Below are 25,623 nucleotides of genomic sequence, written 5' to 3' on the forward strand. Positions count from 1 at the left end.
TCAGGCGAACCGTTCGCGCAACGCCCGACGATTCACCTTGCCGGGCCCGCGCAGCGGCAGTTCTCCGACGGTGAACACTGCGCGGGGGGCCGCGTAGCGGTCGAGGCGGTCGGAGACGAACTCGCGGACGTCGTCGAGTCCGGGGCGCCGGGCTCCGGGGACGGGGACGATCACCGCGACCACCTTCTCGCCGAGCCGCTCGTCGGGGACGCCCAGGATCGCGCAGTCGGCGACGCCGGGCATCTCGCCCAGGACCGTCTCGACCACCTGCGGGACCACGGTGAGGCCGCCGGTGGTGATCGCCTCGTCCGCCCGGCCGACGATGCGCAGAACACCGTCGTCGAGGACGCCGAGGTCGTCGGTGCGGAACCATCCGGGTTCGGCGAACGCCGGGTGGTCGGGCATGTTGCGGTAGCCGCGGGCCAGCGTCGCGCCGCCGAGGACCACCCGGCCGGGTTCGGCGCCGCCGGATCCGTCGATCCGGACCGTCGCGCCCGGCAGGGGCACGCCGTCGTACACGCAACCGCCGGCGGTCTCGCTCATCCCGTAGGTGCGGACGATCGGCAGGCCGGCGTCGAGTGCGCGGGCCAGGAGTGCCGGCGGGGTGGCCGCGCCGCCGACGAGAACGGCGTCCAACCGGCCCAGCGCCGCGACCGCGGCAGGCACGTCGAGAGCCTTGCGCAGTTGAGTCGGGACCAGCGAGGTGTATCGGCGGTCACCGGGCATGGCGGCGACGAGTCCGGGCAGTGCGGACGGGTCGAATCCGGCCGCGAGATCGAGTACGACGGGATCGTGACCGGCGGCGAGGGACCGCAGCATCACCTGCAGTCCCGCGATGTGGTGCGGCGGAAGCGCGAGCAGCCAGCTGCCCGGGCCGCCGAGCACGTCGGCCGTCGCCGTTGCGGAGGCGCGCAGGGAGGCGGCCGTGTGCACCGCGCCCTTCGGAGTGCCGGTGGTCCCCGAGGTGGACACGACGAGCGCGGCGTCGTCGTCGATGGGCTCGCCGAGCGCCAGGGCGTGCGAGAGCCTCTGCGTCTCGGCGTCGTCGCCGACGGGAAGCGGGAGATAGGCGGCGTCGCCGTCCAGGAGTGCCAGCAGGTCGCGGCGGGCCTCGAGGACGGCCGGTCCCGCCGGCAGTTCGAGCGGTTGCAGGACTCTCAGGACGGTTCCTCCGGGTTCTCGGGCCGATCGGGCGGCGCGAGCGGCTCGTCGTCGAAGGGCCACTCCGCTGCCTTCAGAGTCTGCCGTACCCGGTCGACGTCCTCCTGGCGGGGCAGTTCCTGAGTGACCTTGGAGATCTCGACGCCCACATCGATCCGGTTGATCGGCTCCGGAGCACGCGTGTCGACGAGCTCGAGAGCGACCTGCCTGATCTCGTCCTCGGTGAGCTGTCGGCGCAACAGCGCCAAGAGCGGCTGATAGTCGCGGCTCGGCACCCCCTCGGGATAGCCGGCGCGCAGCCAGCGGACCACGCCGCTCAGGAAGGAGGGGCGATCCATACTCCTCCGTTCAGTCCGATACCGGGACGCGATCGGTGAGCGGCCAGCCGGCGGCCGCGAGTCGTGCGGCGACCTGCCGCGTCTCCTCCTCGGACGGCGCCTGCTCGGTGACGGCGTGGATCGCGTCGCGGATCCGCTCGGGAGTCGCGGGAGTCTCGGTGCCGTGCTCCAGCGCGAGGCTCAGGATCACATCGGTGATCTCGCTCTCCGACAGAACCGGTCGGAGCAGTGCGAGCAGCGGCGGAAACTCGGTGGCGGGGACGCCTTCGGGGTACCCGGCGCGGATCCACTTGATGACGTTCTCAAACAGCGATGGGGGCATGGTGTCTCCTCGTGTCTTAGCGGTCGCGCAGCGGTCAGCTCTTGTAGGCGAAGTCCGGGAAGATCCTGAGATCGAAGTAGTAGTTCAGGGTCTGCCGGCAGATCCAGAGGATGCCGACGACGATGACGGCCGCGGTGAGGGCGAACATCAGGTATCCGATGATGCGGAGGACGGGGTTCGCGGGCTTGCCGAGATCGCCGTGCCCGGCTGCCTCCAGGCGCATACCGACGGCGAACAGTGCGGGCAGACCGGCGCCGAACAACAGCCCGACGGCGAGAACCTTGGTGATGGCGGAGACGATGTCCATGGAGGTGCCTTTCGCGGAAGCTGGGTTCAGGACTGTTCGGTGGCTGCGGGAACCGGCGAGTTCGTCGTCTCGTCCCAGTCGGCGTTGACGTTGTCGGCGTCGACCTTCTGCTGCTGAGCCCGGTAGTACATGTAGCCGGAGAGCCCGGCGAGGATCAGGAAGATGACGATCGCGCCCGGTGCGCCGCCGATCAGGCTGGCGAGCCAGTAGCAGAGGGCGCCGACCGCGGCGGCGGCCGGAAGTGTGGTGATCCAGGCGACGGCCATGCGGCCGGCGACGCCCCAGCGGACCTCCGCGCCCTTCTTGCCCAGTCCGCTGCCCAGGATCGATCCGGTGGCCACCTGAGTGGTCGAGAGCGCCATGCCGGCAGCGGAGGAGGTGAGGATGATCGCGGCCGACGAGGCCTCCGCGGCCATGCCCTGCGGAGCCTGGATCTCGACCAGTCCCTTGCCGAGCGTGCGGATGATGCGCCAACCGCCGATCCAGGTGCCCAGTGCGATCGCCCCGGCACACGAGAGGACCACCCAGAACGGCAGACCGTGAGCCACGCTTCCCGAATCCAAATGACCGGTGGCGATCAGGGCGAGGGCGATGACGCCCATCGTCTTCTGCGCGTCGCCGGTGCCGTGTGCGAGGGAGACCAGCGAGGCCGAGGCGATCTGACCGTTGCGGAAACCGCGTTCGCGCTTGCTCTCCGAGATGCCGTTGGAGATGGCGTAGATGATGAGTGTGCCGACCGAGGCCACGATGCATGCGATCACCGGAGCGAAGAGCGCGGGGACGATCACCTTCGCGAGGATCCCGTGCCAGTTGATGCCCGAGGTTCCGATCGCCGCCAGACCCGAGCCGATCAGGCCGCCGAACAGCGCGTGCGACGAACTGGACGGCAGACCGAAGAGCCACGTGAACAGATTCCAGAGAATCGCGCCGATCAGACCGGCGAAGATGATGATCAGCGCCTTGTTCGCGTCGAGACCGGCGACGAGTTCACCCTTGGCGTCACCGGACGTCTGCTGAATGTTCAGCACGTCCTTGGTGATGGTGGCGGCGACCTCGACCGAGAGGAACGCGCCGACCAGGTTGAGGATCGCGGAGAGACCGACCGCGACCTTCGGCTTCAGAGCGCCGGTCGCGATGGACGTCGCCATCGCGTTGCCGGTGTCGTGGAACCCGTTCGTGAAGTCGAAGCCGAGGGCTGTGACGATCAACAGCACGAGGATGAGCATCTCTGCGGTCATGCGACCACTATGACCGGGGAACCGTGGGTCGAGTCAACTCGCCCAAGGTCCGACTTTTGTGCTCTGACCTGCTAATTTCTGTTCTCCGGAGGTGCGTTAACGGAAAGTTCATCTGTCGGTGGGCTTCGCGCCACCGGGAGTTGCCGGTTGTTTCCGACGTCCCGGTGGAACAGAGGTGACCGGCAGGTGAACGCGGCCTCCGATCAGGTGGCGGCCGGACGCGGGCGGTCTCGCCGATCGCCGGTGAAAAACGTGTGCCAGAATCAGCCCATGACGCCGATGACGCTGGGCATGCCCATCAATTACGCGGGCGACTTCCGCGAGACCATCGATAATCTCCGGGACTTCGAGGGGGTCGGCGTCAGCCGGGTCACCGTACCCGAGGCCTACAGTTTCGACGCGGTCAGTCAGCTCGGGTACATCGCCGCGCGCACCGAGACGATGGAACTGCAGACCGGCATCCTGCCGATGTACTCGCGCACGCCAACCAATCTCGCCATGACGGCGGCCGGCCTCGACTACATCAGCGGCGGTCGTGCGGTTCTCGGCATCGGTGCCTCCGGTCCGCAGGTGATCGAGGGCTTCCACGGCGTCAAGTACGACTTCCCGCTCGGCCGGGCGCGCGAGAACGCCGAGATCTGCCGGAAGGTGTGGCGCCGCGAGCGCGTCGAGTACCGCGGTAAGCACTACCAGCTGCCGCTGACGAAGGAGGACGGCGGCAGCGGGCTCGGCAAGGCGCTGAAGATCATCAACCACCCCGTCCGTGACCGCATCCCGATGCTGCTCGCGGCGATCGGGCCCAAGAACGTCGAACTGGCCGCCGAGATGTTCGAAGAACTGCAGCCCTTCCTGTACCACCCCGACTACGTCGAGGCCGCCTTCGGTGAATCGCTGGCGGCAGGCAGGGCCAAGCGCGACCCGGATCTGCCGGAACTGCGCATCGTCATTCAGGCCAGTGCGCTGATCACCGAGGACGCCGACGAGATCGCGGCGGCGGAGAACGCGGTGCGGCACCACTCGGCGCTGTACATCGGCGGCATGGGAGCCCGCGGCAAGAACTTCTACAACTCGCTGGTCCAGCGGTACGGCTACGTCGACGAGGCCGCGCTGATCCAGGATCTGTATCTGGACGGCCGCAAGGACGAGGCCGCCGCGGCGATTCCCCAGGGTCTGATCGACGCGATCAGCCTCATCGGTCCGCGGTCGAAGGTCGCCGAGCAGGTCGAGCGGTTCCGCGCCAGCGGTGTCGGCGTGCTGCTGGCCTCGCCGGCCGCCGCGTCCCACAACCGCCGGGTGGAGGACATGCGGGTGTTGAAGGAACTCATCGGCTGAGCCCGGCCCGTCAGGTCCGCGCGGGTGCGGCGGCGGCGCGGCGCAGTCGTGCCGCGCCGAGGAAGCCCAGCGCGAGAAATGCGACGGCGACCACCATCGACCATCGGGTGGCGTCGGCGAATCCCTCCGAGAGTGCGCCGACCGCGGCGTCGGTCCGGTCGCCGAGCGGGCTGTGGACCCCCTCGGCGCGCAGCATCGTGATGGTGGTGCCCGCTGACTCGCGGGTGGCGGCGGCCACCTGGTCCGCGGCGGGGCCGCTGAAGCCGGCGTGGTCGAGTGCGGTCGGCAGGGTCGTCGCGAGTGCCACCGACAGCGCCGCGCCGGCGAAGGCCGTGCCCAGTGCCGATCCGACCTGCCGGACCGTGCTCTGGGTGGCCGACGCCTGACCGGAGTCGTCCACCGGAACGTCGCGGAGGACGGTCCCGGTGAGTTGAGCCGAAGCCAGCCCCAGACCGAGGCCGTAGAGGATCAACGGCAGCGCGATGATCCAGCCGGAGGTGGAGCTCCCGATCACCACGACGAGGATCAGGACCCCCGCGACTTCGAGACCGAGGCCGAGCAGCACCACGGCGGGGGCACCGAGCCTGGCCGCGAGGTGTCGTGCCATGGCGCCGGAGACGAAGGCTCCGATCGCCATGGCGGCCAGGACCAGGCCGGCCTGCATCACGTCGAGGCCGAGCGCGTTCACGAGGTACAGCGGCAGCGCGAAGATGATGCCGAACTCTCCGACCGCCACCGCGGCGGCGGTGACGTTGCCCCACGAGAACGTGGGCAGGCCGAACAGCCGGAGGTCGAGGATCGCCGACCGCCCGTTGTTCCGGCGATGACGCTCCCAGACGACGAACAGGACCAGAGCCGACGCCGCCACCGCGAAGGCCACCGGGACGATCGAGATCGGCGCCTGCTCGGGCCACCTCCATCCGAACACCTTCAGCTCGCCCTTCGGCGTCCACCATCCCAGGTCGGGCCCTTCGATCACGGCGAACACCAGTGCGCCGAAACCGATCATGCTGAGCATCGCGCCGTCGACATCGGCGCCGGGCCGATCGTCGCCGCCCTTCGATTCGGACACCGTGAAGATCGCGGCGATCGCCACGACGAGACCGAGCGGCAGATTGACGAGGAAGATCCAGTGCCACGACGCCCATTGGGTCAGGGCGCCGCCCGCGAGCGGTCCCACCGCCGCCGCGCCGGAGATCACCGCGCCCCAGACACCGAAGGCTGCGGCCCGGTAGCGACCGCGGAAGACGGCGTTCACCGTGGAGAGGGTCGAGGGCATGATGAACGCCGCGCCGACCGCCTGGACCGCACGGGCCGCAATCAGCGTGCCCGCCGACCCGGAGGCGGCGGCGAGCAGACTGCCGGCGACGAAGACGGTGAGTCCGAACAGGAACATCCGTTTGCGACCCCAGCGGTCGGCGAGTCGGCCCGTCGAGAGCAGCAGTGCCGCCAACACCACCGCGTACAGACTGTTGACCCATTGGGCGTCGGTGAGGTCGAGACTCAGGTCGCTGATGATCGCCGGCAGCGCGACGCCGACGATCGTTCCGTCGAGCACGATCAGGCCCAGCCCGACCGACAGGACGGCGAGGCCGATCCAGTCCCGGCGGGTGGGCGCTGAGGTGTTTGCGGGCAGGGTGGAACCGGGGGGAGCACCTGTCATGCGTCGATCTCACCAGATCGACCGGCTGCGCGGACCGTGTCTTGGTGTTAGGCCAAGATCAATCAGAAGGTGGATGCGCGGGCGGTCTCAATACTGGCGGGTCTAGTAGTAGTACGGGAACGAGTCCCAGTTCGGATCACGCTTCTCCAGGAAGGCGTCCCGGCCCTCGACCGCCTCGTCGGTCATGTAGGCCAGACGCGTGGCCTCGCCGGCGAAGACCTGTTGACCCATCAGCCCGTCGTCGGTCAGGTTGAACGCGAACTTCAGCATCCGCTGCGCGGTGGGCGACTTGGAGTTGATCTTCCGTGCCCATTCGACGGCCGTGTTCTCGAGTTCTGCATGATCGACGACGCGGTTCACGGCGCCCATCTGATGCATGGTCTCGGCGTCGTAGGCCTCGCCCAGGAAGAAGATCTCGCGGGCGAACTTCTGGCCGACCTGCTTGGCGAGGTAGGCGCTGCCGTAACCGGCGTCGAAGCTGCCCACGTCGGCGTCGGTCTGCTTGAACCGGGCGTGTTCCCGGGACGCGAGGGTCAGATCGGCGACCGCGTGCAGCGAATGGCCGCCGCCCGCGGCCCAGCCGTTGACGACCGCGATGACGACCTTCGGCATGGTGCGGATCAACCGCTGGACTTCGAGGATGTGCAGTCGTCCGCCCTCGGCCTTGACCCGCGCCTCGTCCACTCCGTCGACGGTCGCCGCGGTGACATCGGAATCGTGGCTGGTGGCGTACTGGTAACCGCTGCGGCCGCGGATGCGCTGGTCGCCGCCGCTGCAGAAGGCCCAGCCGCCGTCCTTGGGCGACGGGCCGTTGCCGGTCAGAAGCACTGTGCCCACGTCCGGGGTCCGACGCGCGTGGTCGAAGGCTCGATAGAGCTCGTCGACCGTGTGCGGTCGGAAGGCGTTGCGGACCTCGGGCCGGTCGAACGCGATGCGGACGATGCCGTTGGCGCGGCCTTCACCGGTGTGCCGGTGGTAGGTGATGTCGGTGAGGTCCTCGAAGCCGGGGACGGTGCGCCATGCGGACGGGTCGAAGGGGCTGGAGTCGGTCGTCATGTCTTCCGAGCCTAGTTGGAGCCCGGTCGGCGCGAGTCGGCGTGGGCGGCGACGGTGACGGGGTGGTCTGCCGGCACCGATGCAGTGGCGCTCAAGTCCGTCGTTGGGAGTGCGACCTCCATCTTCTATTACCGATGTTCAGATGCTAGGTTCCAAACTGAGTGTCACTCCGATTTCTCGCGGAGGACGTGTCGATCAAGAAGCAGGAGGCTCGATGAACCAGCCCGTCGTGGTGTCGCAGGAAGGCGGCGTCGGCCGGTTGATCCTCAACCGCCCGAAGGCCATCAACGCCCTGAACGACGAGATGGTGGATCTGATGTCGGCCGCGCTGCGTAAGTGGCGCGAGGACGAGGCGGTGAAGGCGGTGGTGCTCTCCGGCGCCGGCGAGCGCGGACTGTGCGCCGGTGGCGACATCGTGTCGATTCACCGCGACGCCAAGGCACTCGTCGATGCCGGCGCCGGCGACGCAGAGGCTACGGCCTGCCCGTCGGCGGTGTTCTGGCGCGAGGAGTACCAGCTCAATTCCGAGATCGCGAAGTTCCCCAAGCCGTACGTCGCGCTGATGGACGGGATCGTCATGGGCGGCGGTGTCGGCGTCTCCGCACACGCCAACACCCGCGTGGTCACCGACCGTACCCGGCTCGCGATGCCGGAGACCGGTATCGGCTTCGTCCCCGACGTCGGAGGCACGCACCTTCTCTCGCAGATTCCGGACCGACTCGGCGTGTACCTGGGCCTCACGGCGGCCTCGATCAACGGCGCCGATGCCATCGCCCTCGGCATCGCGGACCATTACGTCCCCGCCGCAGATCTCGACGCCTTCGTCAAGGCCGTCTCCGCGACCACCGTCGACGAGGCGCTGGCCACCTACGCCCAGAAGCCGCCCGCGTCCGATCTGTACGCCCAGCGCGACTGGATCAACGAGGCCTTCGCCGCCGACAGCGTCGCCGAGATCGTCCGCCGCTGCGAGGCCGTCGGCACCGAAGCGGCGGAGAAGGCGGCCGCGACGCTCCGGGCCAAGAGCCCGACGACCCTCGCGGTGACGCTGCGGGCGCTCCGCAACCCGCTGCCGACTCTCGACGAGGCGCTCGCCCGCGAATACCGGGTGTCGGTGCGATGCGTCCGCAGCCACGACATGGCCGAGGGGATCCGGGCGCAGGTGATCGACAAGGACCGCAATCCGTCGTGGAGTCCCGCGGAGATCGGCGACGTCACCGAGGCCGACGTGGACGCCTTCTTCGCGCCGCTGCCCGAGGGGCTCGAACTCACCATTGTGAACCCGTGAACCTCATGCCCGACCGCACCCGACAGCCATTGGAGAACCGCAGATGACCGAGTACCAGACCATCCTCACCGAGACCGACGGCCGCGTCGCCGTCATCACCCTGAACCGTCCCAAGGCCCTCAACGCGCTGAACACCGAACTGATGGGCGAAGTGGTTGCGGCCGTGCGCGGCTTCGACGCGGACCCGGAGATCGGCGCCATCGTCATCACCGGCTCGGAGAAGGCCTTCGCCGCAGGCGCCGACATCAAGGAGATGCAGTCGAAGAGCTTCAGCGAGGTGGTCGGCCAGCAGTTCTTCGGCGCGTGGGACGAACTGTCGCGCACCCGCACTCCGATCATCGCGGCGGTTGCGGGCTACGCGCTCGGCGGCGGCTGCGAGTTGGCCATGCTCTGCGACATCATCATCGCCGGCGAGAACGCCAGGTTCGGTCAGCCCGAGATCAACCTCGGCGTGATCCCCGGGATCGGCGGATCGCAGCGACTCACCCGAGCAGTCGGCAAGGCCAAGGCGATGGACCTGGTCCTCACCGGGCGGCAGATGAAGGTTGACGAGGCGGAGCGGGCGGGTCTGGTGTCGCGCGTGGTTCCGACCGACGAGGTGGTCAGCACCGCTCGCGAGGTCGCGGCGACCATCGCGAGCAAGTCGTTCATCGCGGCGTCGTACGGCAAGGAAGCGGTGAACCGCGCGTTCGAGTCGAGCCTCACCGAAGGCGTCCGCGCCGAGCGGAGCCTGTTCTACTCGCTGTTCGCCACCGCCGATCAGACCGAGGGCATGGCGGCCTTCGTGGAGAAGCGGGAACCGGAATTCAAGCACCGCTGATGCGCGAGACGGGACCGGCGTCGTGACGGCGGCGCGGGGGCAGGCCGGATCGAAGAGCGACCGCACGCGCAGCGCCGTGCGTGCGGCCGCCGCGGAGTGCTTCGCGGAGTCGGGCTTTCAGGCGGCTACCACCGCCGAGATCGCCCGGCGTGCGGGAGTGTCGGAGGGCACCGTCTTCCTGCACTACTCCAGCAAACTCGGCCTGCTCACCGCCGTCACCCGGGAGTTCTACGAGGGGCTGCAGGGCCAGGCCGAGGCGGTTCTGGCGCAGGACGGCGCGACGCCGTCGGAACTGCTGCGCCGACTGGTCCACGATTGGTGTGCGGTGATGGCGACGCAGTGGGACCTGGTGCAGGTGTACATCCACACCGCCCAGGCGTTTCCCGGCACGGAGCTGGCGTCGGTCGTCATCGATTCCAACCGCCGCTACACGAGGCTGTACACCGCGGTCATCGACGACATGAAGCGGTGCGGAGAAGTGGACGCCTCGCTTCCGTCGGCGCTGGCGCGCGACATGATCTTCGGGACGCTGGAGCACAGCGCGCGCGGCCAGCGATACGCCGGGCGTCCGGTGCACACGGCAGATGTGGGACGGCAGATCGTCGATCTGCTGATCGGCGCCGGCCACGCCGACGCCCGGCGGTCGTCCGACGACGAGAGGCTCGCTCGTATCGAGACCAAGATCGACAGGCTGCTGTCGCAGGGAGAAGTCTGAGCCGACCACAGGAGGCGGTCGCGCGGAAGATACGGTGAAACGATGACGGGCGCAACCGAACAGCAGTCGAGCACAGAGGCGTCGGAGACGTCACCGCACCAGGGCGGGTTCCGCGCCGACTTCGAGGTCACGACCGAACGCGGGGGACCGAGCTACGGCGAGATGGTCGAGCAGGTCCGCACGTTCATGGACAAGGTGCGGTACGCGTCGCCGACCCCCGAGTTGGCCGACGAGGTGATCGAGGACCTCAAGAAGCTCAACGCCAAGCTCGACACGACCCTCGTCGACGAGTGGACGTCACCGTCGGGGACCCGGATCGACCTGCCGTCGCGGGGCAACATCACCCTGCCGCCGTACGAGGTGCGCAACGGTGGGCCGGAGGGGGTGGACGCGGAGGTGATCTTCCGGCGGTTCCATCTCGGAGGCAACGGTGTGGCGCACGGAGGGCACGTCGCGGTCGCCTTCGACGACCTCGGTGGCATGGCTGCGGCTCTGCGAGCCGGCCGGCCGGCGCGGACCGCCTATCTGACGGTGAACTACCGGTCACTGACTCCGTTGGAGACGCCCCTCGTGCTGCGCACCTGGGTGCACGAACACGACGGTCGCAAGAACTTCGTCCGCGGCACGCTGCATGACGGCGACCGCCTGTGCGCGGAGATGGACGCACTCTTCATCGAGCTGAGGCCCGGTCAGGCGTAGCCGCGACGGGTCGGGCTCACGCCTTCAGTTCGTGCGCCTCGACGACGAAACCCGCCGCCTGCAAGCGATCGATCAACACATCGCCCATCGCCACCGCGGGGGTCAGGACGCCGGCGCGGTCGGGGAGCCGATCACGATCCAGAGCGAGAGCCAGCGATGCCTCGCCGAGCATCACGGCGGTCGCCTTGTATCCGGGGTCGCCGTGCGCGCGCATCTGTGAGCGATACCGGCGTCCGGTGGTCGTGGTGGTGAAGGTCTGGGTGACGAAGTTGCCCGTCTCGCGGGACTTCTCTCCGGGGCCGCTGCCGGGCTTGGGGAGCACCATGTCGAGGACCTTGCGGGTGGGCGCGAAGCTCATCGCGCCGAGGAATGCTCCGGTTCCGACGGTGACGATCCCGGCCAGTGCGGCCGACAGGCCGGGCACGCCGCCGACCGACATCGTCTCCTGGTAGCGGAACGCGTCACCGTACGCACCGTCGAGAAGGTAGTTCGAACGACGCACCACGCGGGTGTTGTAAGACGACATGAAGAACGGTGCGAGCGTGCCCCGCAGGCTCGGGTCGACCTTCTTCGCGTCGACCGGCGTCATATCGCTGGGCTCGGAGTTGAGGCCCGCGCGCGGAGTCTCACCCGACCCGCCGGAGAGTGCCTGCGGGTTCATGATCAGGCTTCTGGTCTCCGCGTCTTTCGCCATCTCTGCGATCACCCGGACCGAGTCGACCGTTCCGCCGGAGACGCCGCCGCGCAGCGACGTCACCACCATGGTGGTGTCGGTCATCTCGCCCGCGCCGTCTTCGGCGATCGTTCGGTGCAGCAGATACGCGCCGAGGTCGGACGGGACCGAATCGAATCCGCAGGAATGCACGATCCGCGCGCCGGACGCGGTGGCCAGTTCGTCGGCCTTGTCGATGGAGTGCCGGACGAACGGGACCTCGCCGGTGAGGTCGACGTAGTCGGTGCCTGCGGTCGCAGCAGCGATCACGAGATTCTCGCCGTAGCGCAGGTACGGACCCACCGTGGTGCAGACCACCTGCGTACGTGCGCACATCGCATCTAGCGACGACGGCGAGTCCGAGTCGGCCACGATCAGCGGCCAGTCGCGCGCGCGCTCGCCGAGGCGTCGTCGCACCGCGGCGAGTTTGGTCTCCGACCTCCCGGCGAGAGCGATGCGAGTGCTCGCCGGTGCATGGTCGGCGAGGTACTGGGCGGTGAGCTCACCGACGAAACCGGTGGCTCCAAACACGACGACGTCGAATTCGCGACTCATGGGGTCGACCCTACTGGCATCCCGACCGCCGACACGGTATCTACACCGCCGGCACGAACCATCCGCTTGCCTGTTCGATTCATCGATCCGTTGTGTCATACCCGATTGGTAGTGTTCTGGTAGGTCAAGAAAATATGGTGTGAGCAGCTGAAACACTCGGGGGAGGTGACAGCGATGACCGATCCGTTCACTGATTCGGTCGCGACTGTCGTCGCCATTGGTGCGCTGCCGGACCGGCCCGCGGAGTTGTTGGCGTTGATCGATGCCGCGGCGGTGAAGCTCGCTGAGACCTCGCTGTCGCCGGAGACCGAACCGGACCTGTTGGCGCACACGCAGACCGCCGAACGGATTCGGCGCCGCTGGGTCGGCGTCTCCGCTGCGCTGCTGGTGGAGGTCTCCGATCGCAATGCTCACCGCACCGCCGGCTACCTGAATCCGCATCAATACCTGTCGCAAGGGCTGCGGCTGGGAACCCGGGAGGCGGGTCGGCGGTTGCGGATGGCTGAGGCGATCGGCGAGTTCTCCAACTTTCAAGGTGAAACCCTGCCTCCCCGCAAGCCCGCCACCGCCGCGTCGGTGGCGGCCGGGACTGTCGGCGCCGAACACGCTCTCGTCATCTCGGCCGTGCTGGCGAAAGTACCGGGCTGCATCTCGCCGGAAGTCAAAGCCAGTGCCGAGGCGGAGTTGGCCGAAGCGGCGGCTGGGTTGAACCCCGATGATCTGGGCAAGGTCGGTGACCGCCTGCTCGCCCATCTGGATCCGGACGGGCAGGAGAGCGATCACGTCGACCGGCAACGCCAACGCGGAATCACCATCCTCCCGCAAGACCGACAACTCATGTGCAAAGTCCGTGGCGCCATGACCCCGGAACTACGCGCCAAGTTCGAAGTCATCCTCACCGCCTGGGCCGCGCCCGGCATGAACAATCCCACCGACCCCGACTCACCCACCGGCACCATCAACGCCGACGGCATCGACGCCGAGGCTCTCGCCGCGGCGCGGGGCCGGGATCTGCGCAGTGCCGCCCAACGCACGCACGACGCGCTGCTGGCCCTGTGCGACTACGTTCTCGCCCACGGCGGCCTCGGAGCACCGAACCGGATACCAGCCGAACTCGTCATCACCGTCACCGACCAAGAACTCGCCGCCCACGCCGGCATCTCCCTGACCGCCACCGGCACCCGCATCCCGATCGGCGAACTCGTCCGGCTCGCCGCCGACGCCGTCCCGCACCTGGCGGTCTTCCGCAATCACACCAGCGAAGTCCTCTACCAGGGCCGCGGGGCACGCTTCGCGAGCAAGGCGCAGCGGTTGGCGTTGTTCGCCCGCGACCGCGGCTGCACCGCCCCCGGCTGCGACCGACCCTTCGCCCAAACCCAGGCCCATCACGCACCGGACTGGATCACCCCGGGAGGGCGCACCGACATCGATGCTCTCGGCGCCGCGTGCGGGCGCCACAACCGCGCCGTCGGCACCAACCGCGGCCAATGGGAGACCACCATCCTCACCGACGGACCCGACGCCGGACGCATGGCCTGGCGACCAGCCACCACCGAACAACCCTGGCGCCTGAACCCCATCCACCACGCCGGACAAGCGCGGTGCCTGCATCCGTCAGAACGGTACCGACGAGAATCGGGCCCACCACCGGAAAGGCCTTCGGAACCCGGCGGACCCGCGAGCTACCGATTCCGGGCCCAGCCGAGCGAGAACGCCGCGAAGGGCTTCGGCGCCGCGTCGGCGTAAAAGGAGTCGAGCGCCACGATCTCCCAGCCCGCCTCGGCCAACATTGCGGGGATGTCGCGGGTCAGGTGGCATCCTCCGCCGAGACGCTTCTGGATCGGCTCCAGCCGGCGCTGCCATCGGCGTACGCCGGGGTCCGGAGCCCTGCCGTGCTCGAGGAAGGCGAGAATCCCGCCGGGTTTGACGACCCGTCGCAGCTCCGCGAGCGCCACGGGGAGTTCCGGAATGGTGCACATGGTGAACGTCGACAACGCCGAGTCGAACGAATCGTCGTCGAAGGGCAGCCGCTGCCCGTCCAGACCACCCCGCTCGATCGGCACGGACGACGCCGCGACCCGCGCGGCCCCGAGCCGCCAACCGGTATCACTCGGCTCCACCGCGGCGACACGCCTCACATCCGCCGGATACCGGCCGACGTTGAAGCCGGACCCGAAACCGATCTCCACCACATCGCGGGACAGCGGCTCGCAGGCCCGGCGCCGCAGATCGTCCATCGCGGGCATCCCGCAGGTCTTGACGATGATCCGCGGCAGCACGTGCTCGGAGTAGAAGCCCATGTGCCGACGATATTTCATGGCCGCTTCCGGAGGGCGCGGAGTCGGAGCCGACCTTCGGATCGGCTGCCTCGTCCCGGCGCATAGGGTCTATATCCATGAACCCGTCCACCCTGCAGGCGCGTGTGATCGTCGACGAACTGATCCGCGGCGGTGTCACCGAGGCCGTGCTGTGCCCGGGATCGCGGAACGCGCCGCTGGCCTTCGCGCTGCATGCGGCTGACACGCAGGGCCGCCTTCGGCTCCATGTCCGCATCGACGAGCGGTCGGCCGGATACCTCGCGCTCGGATTGGCCGTGGCCTCCGGCCGCCCGGTGCCGATTGTGATGACTTCCGGCACCGCCGTCGCGAACACCGGGCCCGCCGTCTTCGAAGCGAACTACGCGCGGGTGCCGTTGGTCGTGATCAGCGCCAACCGGCCGTACGAGCTTCTGGGCTCGGGCGCCAATCAGACCATCGAGCAGTTCGGCATGTTCGGCACCCAGGTGCGCGCAGCCATCAGCCTCGGGCTCGCGGAGGAAGATCTCGACACCAACTCCCAGTGGCGGTCGGCGGTGGGCCGGGTCCTCGCATCTGCGCGCGGCGCGCGCACCGGCAACGCCGGGCCGGTGCAGTTCGACATCCCGCTGCGCGAGCCGCTGGTGCCCGACGCGGGGGACCTTCCGGACACCGACCTCTCGGTCCTGGACGACGGACGTTTCGCCGGGCGCCCCGGCGACGCTCCGTGGACCCACGCGCCGGTCGGCAGGCTCGACATCCCCCTGGAGATCGACCTCTCGCGCGACACCGTCGTGGTGTCCGGGCACGGCGCCGGAGTTCATCCCGAACTGGCAGCGCTGCCGACCGTCGCCGAGCCGACCGCGCCGAGCGCGGCGAACCCCCTGCACCCGCTCGCACTCGGCAAGCTGAGACCGAAACAGGCGATCATCTGCGGGCGCCCGACTCTGCACCGCTCCGTGTCGAGGCTGCTCGCCGATCCGTCGGTGGAGGTGTTCGCGCTGACCACCGGCCCGCGGTGGCCCGACGTGTCCGGCAACGTGGTCGCAACCGGCACCCGGGCGGCGGCCACCGGTGATCCCCGGCAGACATGGCTCGACGAGGCCGCGCGAGTCAACAACCTGGTGGAGCAGGCGGTGACGACCGAGCTCGACGCCTCACACCAGAGCACGGGTCTACACGTGGCACGGGCCGTCGCCGCCGCGATGACCCCCGGCGACACGCTCGTGGTCGGTGCGTCGAACCCGATCCGGGACATCGCGCTCGCGGGCACCGTCGCCGACGGAGTCAAGGTGATGTCCAATCGCGGGGTCGCCGGCATCGACGGAACCAACGCCACCGCGATAGGCGCGGCCCTGGCCCGCGGACGGACCGTCGCGCTGATGGGCGACCTCACGTTCATCCACGACGCCACCGGTCTCGTCATCGGCCCGGATGAGCCGCGCCCCGCCGATCTGCGCATCGTGGTCGCGAACGACGACGGCGGCGGCATCTTCGGCCTCCTGGAACAGGGCGATCCGCGTTTCGCGCGCGACGCCTACCTCGGCGTCTACGACCGGATCTTCGGCACCCCGCACCGCACCGACCTCGCCGCGATGTGCGCGGGATTCAACATCGGCCACCGCCGCGTGCGACTCGACGAGCTGTCCGACGCTCTCACCGGCCCCGCGCCCGAGGGCGGCATCGAAGTTCTCGAGGTGCGCACCAACCGTGACGGTCTGCGCGAACTCCACGCCCGGATCGCCGCCGGGCTCGACGCGGCACCCGACTATCCTGAGCAGTCATGACCCGGACAGTGCAGCGGCGCATTCAGATCGCGCTGGTGGCCGTCGGCGTCGTGGTGAGTCTCATCGGCGCGGTCATCATCGCCGGCGCCTACCGCAACGACTCGAAGATCGACGCCAACAAGGCCACCGCCGTCGCCGAGGTGATCTCCGCCGACCGCCTGCACGCCGCCGTCAACTTCGTGACCCCGGACGGGGTACTGCGCAACCCCAAACTAGGCCTGCTGTACCCCACGCATCTGTCCACCGGGCAGCGCATCCTCGTCGACTACGACACCACCGATCCCGACAACCTCGCCCGGCCGGTCGGCCGCGATGCCCAGTTGTCGATCGTCCCCGCACTGTCGGTGATCGCCGCGGGCTGGGCGGTGGTGATCGTCCTCATGGTCGGGGTAGCCGAGACCGGGCGCCGCACACGCCGCGATTAGGCTGGACTCCATGACAGACAGCACCGACCACGGCGCCGGAACGCGCGCGAGCCTCGAGAAGGAGCCGTCCGAGGTCGCCGAGATGTTCGACGGCGTCGCACGCCGCTACGACCTGACGAACACGGTGCTCTCATTCGGTCAGGACCGGCTCTGGCGGCGCAACACCCGCCGCGCGCTCGACCTGAAGCCGCGCGACGTGGTCCTGGACCTCGCCGCGGGCACCGCCGTGTCCACCGTCGAACTCGCGGCCTCGGGTGCCACGTGCATCGCCGCCGACTTCTCACTCGGCATGCTCCGAGCAGGAGCGAACCGCAAGGTGCCGAAGGTGGCCGCAGACGCGCTGCACCTGCCCTTCGCGGACGCCTCCTTCGACGCCGCGACCATCTCATTCGGTCTCCGTAACGTCAACGACGTGCCCCTGGCCCTGTCAGAACTCAATCGGGTGCTCAAGCCCGGCGGCCGGCTCGTGATCTGCGAGTTCTCCACTCCGACGCTCAAGCCCTTCCGCACGGTCTACATGGAGTACCTGATGAAGGCGCTGCCCGCCGTCGCCACGAAGGTGTCGAGCAATCCCGCCGCGTACGTCTACCTCGCCGAGTCGATTCGCGCGTGGCCGGACCAGGCCGCTCTCGCGTCGATGATCGGCGACGCCGGATTCGGCGAGGTCACCTGGCAGAACCAGACCGGCGGAATCGTAGCGATCCACCGGGGCGTGAAGAGCGCGCAACCCGCCGCGTGAGTCCCGGACCGGTCAGCTGAACGGCGGCCGGTCCTCCAGAGTCGAAGCGATGCGGCCGGCGCCGCGCCAGGCTCGGGCGATGAGATCGGCGTCGTCCGGGGTCAGTAGATTGCCCATCACGCGCACCACCGCCGACATCAGCCGAGCCGAACGGATCCCGGGCCGGCCGAGCAGCGGCACCGTCTGCGGGACGGTCAGCAGACCCGCGGCCCGGCGCGCCGCGGCGAATGCGACACCGTACTCCGACCGCAGCAGCCCCGGCCACGCGACCGAGTAGTCGTGCTCCGACTCCAGCATGTCGACCGCCAGGGCGGCCGTCTCGATCGCGTAGTCGATCCCCTCGCCGTTGAGCGGATTGACGCACGCGGCGGCGTCACCGATCAGCATCCAATTCGCTCCGGCCACTCCGCTCACCGCTCCGCCCATCGGCAGGAGCGCCGAAGCGATCCGTTGCGGCGCCGACGTCAGCTGCCAGTCACCTGCCACCATCCGCGCATAGTGCTCCACCACCGGGCGCAGAGCCATCGACGCCGGCCGGCCCGCCGTGGCCAGAGCCCCGACCCCGACGTTCACCGTTCCGTCGCCGAGCGGAAAGACCCAGCCGTAACCGGGCAGAAGCGCACCGTCCGGATCGCGGAGCTCGAGATGCGAGCCCATCCATGCGTCGCCGGACCTCCCCGAGTCGACGTACGACCGCGCGGCCACGCCATACGCGGTGTCGCGGTGCCACCGGCGCCCGAGCGACTTTCCGAGCGCCGATCGCACACCGTCCGCCACGATCACGTCCCGCACGCGGATCTGACGCCGTTCACCGTCCCGTCCCACGGTCACCGACTCGATCCGGCCGCCGACCAGCTGCGCGCCGACGGCCTTGGCCCCGGACACCATCCGGGCGCCGCGCGAGAGCGCGAAACGGCGGATCGCGTCGTCGAGTTCGGTGCGGGCGATCGCGCTGCCGTACGCGCCGAAACGGTCGGCGGCCGGCCAGTCGACCCGCTGCCGTGCGCCCCAGCCGTTGAGCTCCAGGCCCCGGATGCGGGGACGGCCGTCGAGCAGACCGCTCATGCCGAGTCGGTGCAGGCCGGTCACCGCCCTCGGCGTCAGCCCGTCGCCGCACGTCTTGTCCCTGGGGAAGACCGCCGCGTCGAGCAGCACCACATCCGATCCGCGGGCCGCGGCATGGGCTGCGGCCGCCGCACCGGCGGGTCCGGCGCCCACCACCAGAAGGTCGGCGGAATCGGGAACGGCTTCGCCGGGCGTCGCGCTTGTCACCCGACCAGTATGTCTGTCGCCGTGAGCAGTTACGCTTCTGGTGTCGCCGAACGACGAATCCGCGGCGTTCGGATCACCGATGGGATTGGGCCAAACACGTGAAGTCCACTTTTGCCGGACTGGACCTCGGGACCGGCGAGTTCGCCGGGCAGGTGCAGGAGTCGCTTCAGCGCGTCGAGGATCTGTTGATCAGCGAGCTGTCGTCAGGGGACGACATCCTGGTCGAAGCCGCCACCCATCTGGCCAAAGCCGGTGGCAAGCGGTTCCGTCCGATGTTCGCGATCCTCGCCTCGCACTTCGGTACGACTCCGGGGAGCGACGACGTCATCACCTCGGCCACCGTCATCGAGATGACCCACCTGGCCACCCTGTACCACGATGACGTCATGGACGAGGCCTCCCTGCGCAGGGGAGCGCCGAGCGCCAACGCGCGCTGGTCCAACTCGATCGCGATCCTCGCGGGCGACTTCCTGTTCGCGAGGGCCTCGCACCTGGTGTCGACACTGGGTCCGGAGGCGGTCCGGATCATCGCCGACACCTTCGCCGAACTGGTGACCGGGCAGATGCGTGAGACCGTCGGCGTCAGCGCCGGCGGCGACCCCATCGATCACTATCTCAAGGTGGTGTGGGAGAAGACGGGGTCGCTGATCGCGACCGCCGGGCGCTTCGGCGCGTACACCGCCGGCGCCGACGCGACCACCGTCGACACGCTCGCCCGGCTCGGCGACGTGGTGGGCACCGCATTCCAGGTCTCCGACGACATCATCGACATCGCCTCCGTGAGCGGCGACTCGGGCAAGACGCCCGGCACCGACCTCCGCGAGGGAGTCCACACGCTGCCGGTGCTGCTGGCGCTCGCGGGCGACGGGCCGGGCAGCGAGCGGTTGTCGCAGCTCCTCGTCGACCCGCAGAGCGGAGCGGCACGACCACTCGTCGACGACGGCGAGGTGAACGAGGCCCTGAACCTGCTCGTCGACTCGGCGGGCATGAAGCAGGCCCGCGCTCGCCTGGAGGCGATGGCCGACGAGGCCGACGGGCTCCTCGCCGGTCTGCCCGCGGGACCGGCGAACGACGCTTTCAGCTCACTCGTGCGCTATACGGTCGACCGCGTCGGCTGACCGTCGCGACTCGCGTATTCTTCGCGCGTAGTGACTGCGGTAACGGCTGGAACTATCGGGGTGGTCCTGCACGTTTGCCACTGTGAATGAAGTTCTAAGGACAGTGTTCTTCTGACAGTGAGGTGCCATGCATTTCAACGGCCTCAAGACGGCGGCGTTGATGGGCTTGATGTCCGCGATCATCGTCGGTATCGGTGCGTTGTTCCACAACCCGAACATCCTGGTGTTCTCGGTTCTGCTCGCCGTGGGCACCAACGCCTACGCCTACTTCAACAGCGCGAAGCTGTCGCTGCGGGCGATGCACGCGCAGCCGGTGACCGAGGTGCAGGCGCCTGAGCTCTACCGGATCGTGCGCGACCTCGCCACCCAGGCGCACCAGCCGATGCCCGCGCTCTACATCAGTCCCACCGAGTCGCCGAACGCGTTCGCGACGGGGCGCAATCCCAAGAACGCCGCGGTGTGCTGCACGTCCGGGATCATGCAGTTGCTCGACGAGCGCGAGCTGCGGGCGGTGCTGGGCCACGAGCTCTCCCACGTCTACAACCGCGACATCCTGATCAGTTCCGTCGCCGGCGCGATGGCCGCGGTGATCAGCGGCCTGGCCAACATGGCCATGTGGATGGGAGCGTTCGGCGGCAACCGCGACAACGGGCCCAACCCGCTGGCGATGATCCTGATCGCGATCCTCGGTCCGGTGGCCGCGATGGTGATCCAGATGTCGGTGTCCCGGTCGCGGGAGTACCAGGCCGACGCGTCGGGCGCGGAGCTCACCGGTGATCCGCTGGCGCTCGCATCCGCGCTCTCGAAGATCTCGGGCGGCATCGCCGCCGCACCGCTGCCTCCGACGCCGGATCTGGCGAACCAGTCGCACCTGATGATCGAGAGCCCGTTCCGCCCCGGCGAGAAGCTGTCGCGCCTGTTCTCCACGCACCCGCCGACCGCCGACCGGATCGCGCGGCTCCACGCGATGGCGCGCAACGGCGGTCAGCGGTTCTGATCCTGCTTCCGCTTCGCCGCCCAGCGCCCGACGAGCACCGCGGCGAGGGCCCCGACGACTCCTCCGGCGACGGCCCCGCCGACGCCGTCGCCGGGATCGATTTCGGCGATGACGGCCGTGGCCATCGAGACCGCGCAGCCCCCGAAGTAGCAGCCGATCAGAGCGGTGCGCACCCACGACTCGCCGCCGTAGGCGAGGGCGTGGGCGTCGACGCCGCGAGCCCGGCAGTACCGCTGCCACTCGACCGACGGGATCAGCAGTCCGAGGAAGAAGGCCACGGTGACCCAGGCGGGAACGAACCACGCGGACACCGCGGCCAGCGTCCACAGCAGGATCGTCGCCAGTATGAACACGTAGGCGTAGGCCTCGAGCATCACGGCCCGTTCGCGCTCGTCGCCCCACGAGTCGTCGGTGTTGCGCAGCAGGAGCGCGGGAAGGGTCTTCGTCTGAGGTGACATGTCAGTGCTCCTCGGGTAGCGGAAAAAGCTCTTCGACCGAACTGTTCAAGGTCCGAGCTATCCGAATCGCCAGATACACCGACGGTGCGTAGTCGCCTCGCTCCAGCGAGACCACCGTCTGCCGGCTGACACCCACCGCCGTGGCGAGATCTGCCTGCCGCAGACCGGCTCGAGTGCGTGCCGCCTTCACCGGTGACGGAGTTTCGGACATGCAAGAAGTCAAGCCGACTTGTCATCAGTGTGTCAAGTCGGCTTGACTCGGGGTCTGTCGCTGAGGAGCTGCGAGGGCTAGCGGTAGTTCACGAACTGCAGCGCGATGCCGAAGTCCTCGCCTTTGAGCAATGCGATGACGGCCTGCAGATCGTCGCGCTTCTTCGACGAGACGCGCAGCTCGTCGCCCTGGATCTGAGCCTTGACTCCCTTGGGGCCTTCGTCACGGATCTTCTTCGAGATCTTCTTGGCGTGCTCGGAGTCGATGCCCTGGACCAGCTCTCCGGTGATCTTAAAAGTCTTGCCAGAGGAGACGGGCTCGCCGGCGTCGAACGCCTTGAGGGAGATGTCCCGACGGATCAGTTTCTCCTTGAACACCTCGAGGCCGGCCAGGGCGCGCTCCTCGGCGTCGGAGGTGATCACGATCTTCTCTTCACCGGACCAGTCGATGGTGGTGTTGGTGCCGCGGAAGTCGTAGCGCTGCGAGAGTTCCTTGCCCGCCTGGTTGAGGGCGTTGTCGACCTCCTGGCGGTCGACCTTGCTCACGACGTCAAACGAAGAATCAGCCATGAGAACCAGCCTATCAGCGGTCTGAACAGCAGATTTGCGCGGACATACGGGGTACGTTGTATTCTTCTACCCGTTGCCTTCACCGGACTTCTCCGCGCGAGCGGAGCGGTTTCGTGGACGGCGGCACGGCAGATTGCCCGAGCGGCCAAAGGGAGCGGATTGTAAATCCGTCGCGCAAGCTACATAGGTTCGAATCCTATATCTGCCACTGAGGACTTGCACCGCGCATAATCGGCGTGACCAGCGGTTTTGGTTAAACTGAGAGCGTGTGTGTAACCTCGTTGAGGCTCTTCGGTTACGGACTGTTCGCAGGCTGGATCCGGACGGCACGCCCCCTTAGCTCAGTCGGCAGAGCGTTTCCATGGTAAGGAAAAGGTCGACGGTTCGATTCCGTCAGGGGGCTCGCTTGGTTGTGACCGACTCGGTCGCGGCCGAACAGGGCGGTGTAGCTCAGCTGGTTAGAGCGCACGACTCATAATCGTGAGGTCGGGGGATCGAGTCCCCCCACCGCTACACATACCGCCTGCGCACGGTGGGACCTCGGCCCCCAAGCGTGGGACCGAAGAACTGCAAGACGCGAAAGTAGGCAACAAAGTGGCTTCCTCAACCGATGTGCGGCCGAAGATCACCTTGGCGTGCGAGGTGTGCAAGCACCGCAACTACATCACCAAGAAGAATCGTCGCAACGACCCCGACCGTCTCGAGCTGAAGAAGTTCTGCCCGAACTGCGGTAAGCACGAGACTCACAAGGAGTCGCGCTGAGGCGTCGTCGCTTCCGCGACCCCTCCCGAGCATTTCAACGAGCCGTCTCACTTGGTGAGACGGCTCGTTTGATTTTGTCCGGAGCCGATCGGAGTGGACAATCTTCGTAACGAATCAGTTGCGAATCGTTTCCCCGGAGGCCTTGTTCCACACCGATCGCCGGGGCCGTGCGGCCTGACCGCGCCGAGTGAGGAGACACCGTGACCGGTCAGCTGGAGGACATTCGGGTCGACAACCCACTGGAGGCTGCGCCGATGGGCGATCCGACCGCGGCGGAGGTCGCTGAACACACCAAGTCGATGGTCGGTTTCAAGTACACCGTCGACGACTACTACGAAGTCGGTCGTCAGGACATCCGCAGGCATGCGCGGGCGGTCCAGGACTCCCATCCGGCGTTCTGGGACGAGGCAGAGGCCGCGAAGCTCGGCCACGACACGCTCTTCGCGCACCCGACCTTCGTCTCGGTGCTCGGACTCATCGCGCAACGCAGGCTGTTCGACGACGTGATCACCGGATACGACATGTGGCAGATCATGCAGACCGATCAGCGGCTGATCATGCACCAGCCGATGCGCTTGGGCGACCGGCTGGTCTGCGACGTCTCGCTCGAGTCGTTCCGGCAGTCGATGGGCGCCGACCTGCTCGTCAGCAAGAACATCATCTGGAATCAGCACGAGGAGCCGGTGATGACGACCTTCACCTCGGTGGCCGCCCGACCCTCGGTGGATGTGGATCCGGGACTCGTCGCGAAGCTCAACGAAGTGATGATGCAGGTGGACGTCGATCCCGCGGTCGGGAAGACCGTGCACGGACCGTTCAGCAGGTACGACGAGCCCGACCCGGTGGTGGAGCCCAAGGCCTACGGGGCTATCGACTTCGACACCCTCGAAGTGGGGCAGGAACTCCCGCAGGTCACCAAGACCCTCACGCTCGGAAACCTGGTGAACTACGCGGGCGTCTCGGGCGACCCGAACCCCATCCACTTCTCGCCGGAGGTCGCGGAGGCGGTCGGCCTCGAGAGCGTGGTGGCGCATGGAATGCAGACGATGGGCCTCGGTGCCAGCGTCATCGGCTCGTTCGTCGGAGACCCCGCGGCCATCCACGAGTACAACGTGCGGTTCACCAGTCCGGTCTACGTGCCGGCGGTCGGCGCGGCGCAGGTGGACTTCGGCGGCAAGGTCAAGTCTCTCGACCCGCAGACCCGGCGGGGAGTGATCGCGCTGGTCGCCAAGCAGTCCGGGCGGAAGATCTTCGGCCGCGCGCAGGCGCTGGTGCAGTTCAACTGACGCCGCCCAGTCGGGGCGAGTTGGGGCGAGCGGCAGCTTTGCTCTACACTCATCTGAGTCTGATGCTTCAGAATCACGCGCTGCCTGAGGGTGGCGCGTTGGTTTTGTTAGCCTTGGATCAAAGTGTGGGTCGACGGGCCCGCGCAAAGGGGCGTAGCTCAATTGGCAGAGCAGCGGTCTCCAAAACCGCAGGTTGCAGGTTCAAGTCCTGTCGCCCCTGCCCACCGGGGCACTAGCAGACGAAGGGATCGGTGAGAAGGTGGCCAAGCGAGATCGCAAGGCTTCTTCAGACGTCAACGACGATCTGGTGGTCGACGACGTCGCCCAGTCCGACTCCGCCGAACTGCGTCCCAGCGGCAAGCGCTCCGCGCGCGGCCGTCGGGGTGCCGGCTCTGCGACCGCGGTCGCAGAGCGTACCGCCGAGTCCGCCGCGACCGATACCGGCGTCAGCCGCAATCCGTTCGTCCGCATCTGGACCTTCCTCAAGCAGGTCGTGTCGGAGATGCGGAAGGTGGTGTGGCCGACTCGCAACGAGATGGTCAACTACGTGATCGCCGTCTTCGCGTTCGTCGTGGTGGTCACGGCGTTCATCGCCGGCCTGGACATCGGATTCGCCAAGCTGACCCTGCTGGTGTTCGGCTGACAGGCAACTATTACAGGGCGGCCAGCCCGAGTGACCAACGAAGGAGCGTGGGGCAGTGAGCACCCCGGAGAACGAGATCGAATCGCCGGAGATCGGCGACGAGACCGCCGAGGCCACGCCGGTGGATGTGTCCGCTGACGACGTGGACCAGAACGCCGAGGTCACCGAAGCCGTCGATCCGGTCGCCGAGTTGAAGGCGCAGCTGCGCCGCCTGCCCGGGGAGTGGTACGTCATCCACTCGTACGCGGGCTACGAGAACAAGGTGAAGACCAACCTGGAGACGCGCGTCCAGAACCTGGACGTCGGCGACTACATCTTCCAGGTCGAGGTGCCGACCGAAGAGGTCACCGAGATCAAGAACGGCCAGCCGAAGAAGGTCAACCGCAAGGTGCTTCCCGGCTACATCCTGGTGCGGATGGAACTCAACGACGAATCGTGGAGCGCCGTCCGCAACACCCCGGGAGTGACCGGATTCGTGGGCATGACCTCGCGTCCGTCGCCGCTCTCGATCAAGGAAGTGGTGCAGTTCCTGATGCCGCGCGCCGAGGTCCGCAAGGCGGAGGCCGCCAAGGCCGCCGCGGCTGCGGGCGAGAGCGTCGAGGCCGCTGCCGCCGCCGCGTCGAACCTCGTCGAGGTCGACTTCGAGGTCGGCGAGTCGGTCACCGTCATGGACGGACCGTTCGCGACCCTGCCGGCCTCCATCAGCGAGGTCAACACCGAACAGCGCAAGGTGAAGGTGCTCGTCTCGATCTTCGGTCGTGAGACCCCGGTCGAGCTCGGCTTCAACCAGGTCGAAAAGCTCTGACCTCGCGCCGCAGCCGTCGAGCGCTGTGACCAGAATTGAGACTTCCGCGTATCC

The 25,623-nt window shown here is 68.1% G+C and carries 28 protein-coding genes and 4 tRNA genes; 19 read left to right on the forward strand and 13 right to left on the reverse strand.

The features are described from left to right. The 5 genes from menE to GSI01S_RS00710 are packed head-to-tail and all read right to left on the reverse strand — an operon-like array spanning position 1 to position 3,366. A complete protein-coding gene (gene menE, locus GSI01S_RS00690; protein ID WP_039866636.1) occupies positions 1-1,161 on the reverse strand; it encodes an o-succinylbenzoate--CoA ligase in 1,161 nt (386 codons plus the stop codon). Further along, a complete protein-coding gene (locus tag GSI01S_RS00695) occupies positions 1,158-1,499 on the reverse strand; it encodes a DUF3349 domain-containing protein (RefSeq protein WP_006894337.1) in 342 nt (113 codons plus the stop codon). Before GSI01S_RS00695 ends, menE begins: the two co-directional genes overlap by 4 nt. Before the next feature lie 10 nt (positions 1,500-1,509). Further along, positions 1,510-1,821: a DUF3349 domain-containing protein gene (locus GSI01S_RS00700; protein ID WP_006894341.1), complete on the reverse strand. Its 312-nt coding sequence runs from the start codon at positions 1,819-1,821 to the stop codon at positions 1,510-1,512. Positions 1,822-1,855: 34 nt separating this feature from the next. Continuing rightward, positions 1,856-2,128, reverse strand: coding sequence for a hypothetical protein (locus tag GSI01S_RS00705; RefSeq protein ID WP_006894343.1), 273 nt, complete (start codon positions 2,126-2,128; stop codon positions 1,856-1,858). Positions 2,129-2,154: 26 nt separating this feature from the next. Continuing rightward, positions 2,155-3,366 carry an inorganic phosphate transporter gene (locus tag GSI01S_RS00710; protein WP_006894345.1) on the reverse strand — a complete coding sequence of 404 codons (1,212 nt, stop codon included), beginning with the start codon at positions 3,364-3,366 and terminating at the stop codon, positions 2,155-2,157. Between the two features lie 270 nt (positions 3,367-3,636). Between GSI01S_RS00710 and GSI01S_RS00715 the strand changes: the two genes are divergently transcribed. Continuing rightward, on the forward strand, positions 3,637-4,698 hold the full coding sequence (locus GSI01S_RS00715) for an LLM class F420-dependent oxidoreductase (protein ID WP_039866581.1): 1,062 nt from the start codon (positions 3,637-3,639) through the stop codon (positions 4,696-4,698). 10 nt (positions 4,699-4,708) lie between these two features. On the opposite strand, the gene GSI01S_RS00720 is transcribed toward GSI01S_RS00715, so the two are convergent. Beyond that, positions 4,709-6,361, reverse strand: coding sequence for an MFS transporter (locus tag GSI01S_RS00720; protein WP_006894348.1), 1,653 nt, complete (start codon positions 6,359-6,361; stop codon positions 4,709-4,711). A 102-nt stretch (positions 6,362-6,463) separates the two neighbouring features. Continuing rightward, on the reverse strand, positions 6,464-7,417 hold the full coding sequence (locus GSI01S_RS00725) for a 1,4-dihydroxy-2-naphthoyl-CoA synthase (RefSeq protein ID WP_006894349.1): 954 nt from the start codon (positions 7,415-7,417) through the stop codon (positions 6,464-6,466). Between the two features lie 214 nt (positions 7,418-7,631). Between GSI01S_RS00725 and GSI01S_RS00730 the strand changes: the two genes are divergently transcribed. Genes GSI01S_RS00730 through GSI01S_RS00745 form a run of 4 tightly spaced genes read left to right on the forward strand, consistent with a single transcriptional unit; the run spans position 7,632 to position 10,936 of the window. Beyond that, complete coding sequence (locus GSI01S_RS00730) at positions 7,632-8,702, forward strand: enoyl-CoA hydratase/isomerase family protein (protein WP_006894351.1); 1,071 nt, start codon at positions 7,632-7,634, stop codon at positions 8,700-8,702. Between the two features lie 43 nt (positions 8,703-8,745). Further along, positions 8,746-9,522: an enoyl-CoA hydratase gene (locus tag GSI01S_RS00735; RefSeq protein WP_006894353.1), complete on the forward strand. Its 777-nt coding sequence runs from the start codon at positions 8,746-8,748 to the stop codon at positions 9,520-9,522. Positions 9,523-9,544: 22 nt separating this feature from the next. Then, positions 9,545-10,237, forward strand: coding sequence for a TetR/AcrR family transcriptional regulator (locus tag GSI01S_RS00740; protein WP_006894354.1), 693 nt, complete (start codon positions 9,545-9,547; stop codon positions 10,235-10,237). Positions 10,238-10,279: 42 nt separating this feature from the next. Next, entirely contained in the window at positions 10,280-10,936 is a 657-nt protein-coding gene (locus tag GSI01S_RS00745; protein ID WP_006894355.1) for a PaaI family thioesterase, read from the forward strand. Positions 10,937-10,952: 16 nt separating this feature from the next. Here the strand turns inward: GSI01S_RS00745 and GSI01S_RS00750 are convergent, their stop codons facing one another. Further along, the gene (locus GSI01S_RS00750) at positions 10,953-12,203 is read right to left on the reverse strand and encodes a saccharopine dehydrogenase family protein (RefSeq protein ID WP_006894357.1); all 1,251 of its coding nucleotides are present in this window, start codon (positions 12,201-12,203) and stop codon (positions 10,953-10,955) included. A gap of 174 nt (positions 12,204-12,377) precedes the next feature. Between GSI01S_RS00750 and GSI01S_RS00755 the strand changes: the two genes are divergently transcribed. Then, complete coding sequence (locus tag GSI01S_RS00755; protein WP_006894359.1) at positions 12,378-13,949, forward strand: HNH endonuclease signature motif containing protein; 1,572 nt, start codon at positions 12,378-12,380, stop codon at positions 13,947-13,949. Here the strand turns inward: GSI01S_RS00755 and GSI01S_RS00760 are convergent. Next, entirely contained in the window at positions 13,886-14,503 is a 618-nt protein-coding gene (locus tag GSI01S_RS00760; RefSeq protein WP_006894361.1) for a class I SAM-dependent methyltransferase, read from the reverse strand. The two genes, GSI01S_RS00755 and GSI01S_RS00760, sit on opposite strands and share 64 nt — an antisense overlap. A gap of 95 nt (positions 14,504-14,598) precedes the next feature. On the opposite strand from GSI01S_RS00760, the gene menD reads away from it, so the two are divergent. From menD to GSI01S_RS00775, 3 genes are read left to right on the forward strand one after another with little or no spacing between them, the layout of a single operon-like run. Continuing rightward, complete coding sequence (menD, locus tag GSI01S_RS00765; RefSeq protein WP_006894362.1) at positions 14,599-16,284, forward strand: 2-succinyl-5-enolpyruvyl-6-hydroxy-3-cyclohexene-1-carboxylic-acid synthase; 1,686 nt, start codon at positions 14,599-14,601, stop codon at positions 16,282-16,284. Beyond that, positions 16,281-16,709, forward strand: a complete 429-nt coding sequence (locus tag GSI01S_RS00770; protein ID WP_006894363.1) for a hypothetical protein — start codon at positions 16,281-16,283, stop codon at positions 16,707-16,709. The genes menD and GSI01S_RS00770 overlap by 4 nt, the downstream gene beginning before the upstream one ends. A gap of 10 nt (positions 16,710-16,719) precedes the next feature. After that, the gene (locus GSI01S_RS00775) at positions 16,720-17,448 is read left to right on the forward strand and encodes a demethylmenaquinone methyltransferase (protein WP_006894365.1); all 729 of its coding nucleotides are present in this window, start codon (positions 16,720-16,722) and stop codon (positions 17,446-17,448) included. Between the two features lie 12 nt (positions 17,449-17,460). On the opposite strand, the gene GSI01S_RS00780 is transcribed toward GSI01S_RS00775, so the two are convergent. Then, on the reverse strand, positions 17,461-18,720 hold the full coding sequence (locus GSI01S_RS00780; protein WP_006894366.1) for a geranylgeranyl reductase family protein: 1,260 nt from the start codon (positions 18,718-18,720) through the stop codon (positions 17,461-17,463). A gap of 98 nt (positions 18,721-18,818) precedes the next feature. Here GSI01S_RS00780 and GSI01S_RS00785 point away from each other — a divergent pair, with 98 nt between their 5' ends. Together GSI01S_RS00785 and htpX are read left to right on the forward strand one after the other, a co-directional pair. Beyond that, positions 18,819-19,838 carry a polyprenyl synthetase family protein gene (locus tag GSI01S_RS00785; protein ID WP_006894368.1) on the forward strand — a complete coding sequence of 340 codons (1,020 nt, stop codon included), beginning with the start codon at positions 18,819-18,821 and terminating at the stop codon, positions 19,836-19,838. Between the two features lie 127 nt (positions 19,839-19,965). Further along, positions 19,966-20,835, forward strand: a complete 870-nt coding sequence (htpX, locus tag GSI01S_RS00790) for a zinc metalloprotease HtpX (RefSeq protein WP_006894370.1) — start codon at positions 19,966-19,968, stop codon at positions 20,833-20,835. Here htpX and GSI01S_RS00795 read toward each other — a convergent pair. From GSI01S_RS00795 to GSI01S_RS00805, 3 genes are all read right to left on the reverse strand, one after another. After that, on the reverse strand, positions 20,823-21,293 hold the full coding sequence (locus GSI01S_RS00795) for a hypothetical protein (RefSeq protein ID WP_006894372.1): 471 nt from the start codon (positions 21,291-21,293) through the stop codon (positions 20,823-20,825). The two genes, htpX and GSI01S_RS00795, sit on opposite strands and share 13 nt — an antisense overlap. A gap of 1 nt (position 21,294) precedes the next feature. Continuing rightward, the gene (locus GSI01S_RS00800; protein WP_039866583.1) at positions 21,295-21,504 is read right to left on the reverse strand and encodes a helix-turn-helix transcriptional regulator; all 210 of its coding nucleotides are present in this window, start codon (positions 21,502-21,504) and stop codon (positions 21,295-21,297) included. Positions 21,505-21,581: 77 nt separating this feature from the next. Next, complete coding sequence (locus GSI01S_RS00805) at positions 21,582-22,073, reverse strand: YajQ family cyclic di-GMP-binding protein (protein WP_006894373.1); 492 nt, start codon at positions 22,071-22,073, stop codon at positions 21,582-21,584. Positions 22,074-22,200: 127 nt separating this feature from the next. Here GSI01S_RS00805 and GSI01S_RS00810 point away from each other — a divergent pair. The 8 genes from GSI01S_RS00810 (at position 22,201) to nusG (ending at position 25,569) form a co-directional block, all read left to right on the forward strand. Continuing rightward, positions 22,201-22,281, forward strand: a tRNA-Tyr gene (locus GSI01S_RS00810). A 122-nt stretch (positions 22,282-22,403) separates the two neighbouring features. Next, positions 22,404-22,476, forward strand: a tRNA-Thr gene (locus GSI01S_RS00815). Positions 22,477-22,512: 36 nt separating this feature from the next. After that, positions 22,513-22,586: transfer RNA gene (locus GSI01S_RS00820), tRNA-Met, on the forward strand. A gap of 81 nt (positions 22,587-22,667) precedes the next feature. Beyond that, positions 22,668-22,835 carry a 50S ribosomal protein L33 gene (gene rpmG / locus GSI01S_RS00825; RefSeq protein WP_006894375.1) on the forward strand — a complete coding sequence of 56 codons (168 nt, stop codon included), beginning with the start codon at positions 22,668-22,670 and terminating at the stop codon, positions 22,833-22,835. 200 nt (positions 22,836-23,035) lie between these two features. Next, positions 23,036-24,121 carry a fused (3R)-hydroxyacyl-ACP dehydratase subunits HadA/HadB gene (locus tag GSI01S_RS00830; protein ID WP_006894377.1) on the forward strand — a complete coding sequence of 362 codons (1,086 nt, stop codon included), beginning with the start codon at positions 23,036-23,038 and terminating at the stop codon, positions 24,119-24,121. 147 nt (positions 24,122-24,268) lie between these two features. Further along, positions 24,269-24,341 (forward strand) — tRNA-Trp (locus GSI01S_RS00835). Positions 24,342-24,380: 39 nt separating this feature from the next. Next, positions 24,381-24,764, forward strand: a complete 384-nt coding sequence (gene secE / locus GSI01S_RS00840) for a preprotein translocase subunit SecE (protein WP_006894379.1) — start codon at positions 24,381-24,383, stop codon at positions 24,762-24,764. A gap of 55 nt (positions 24,765-24,819) precedes the next feature. Further along, positions 24,820-25,569 carry a transcription termination/antitermination protein NusG gene (gene nusG, locus GSI01S_RS00845; RefSeq protein WP_006894381.1) on the forward strand — a complete coding sequence of 250 codons (750 nt, stop codon included), beginning with the start codon at positions 24,820-24,822 and terminating at the stop codon, positions 25,567-25,569. Positions 25,570-25,623 lie beyond the last annotated feature (54 nt).

This window comes from Gordonia sihwensis NBRC 108236, from assembly GCF_000333035.1.
GTDB classification, from domain to species: Bacteria; Actinomycetota; Actinomycetes; order Mycobacteriales; family Mycobacteriaceae; genus Gordonia; species Gordonia sihwensis.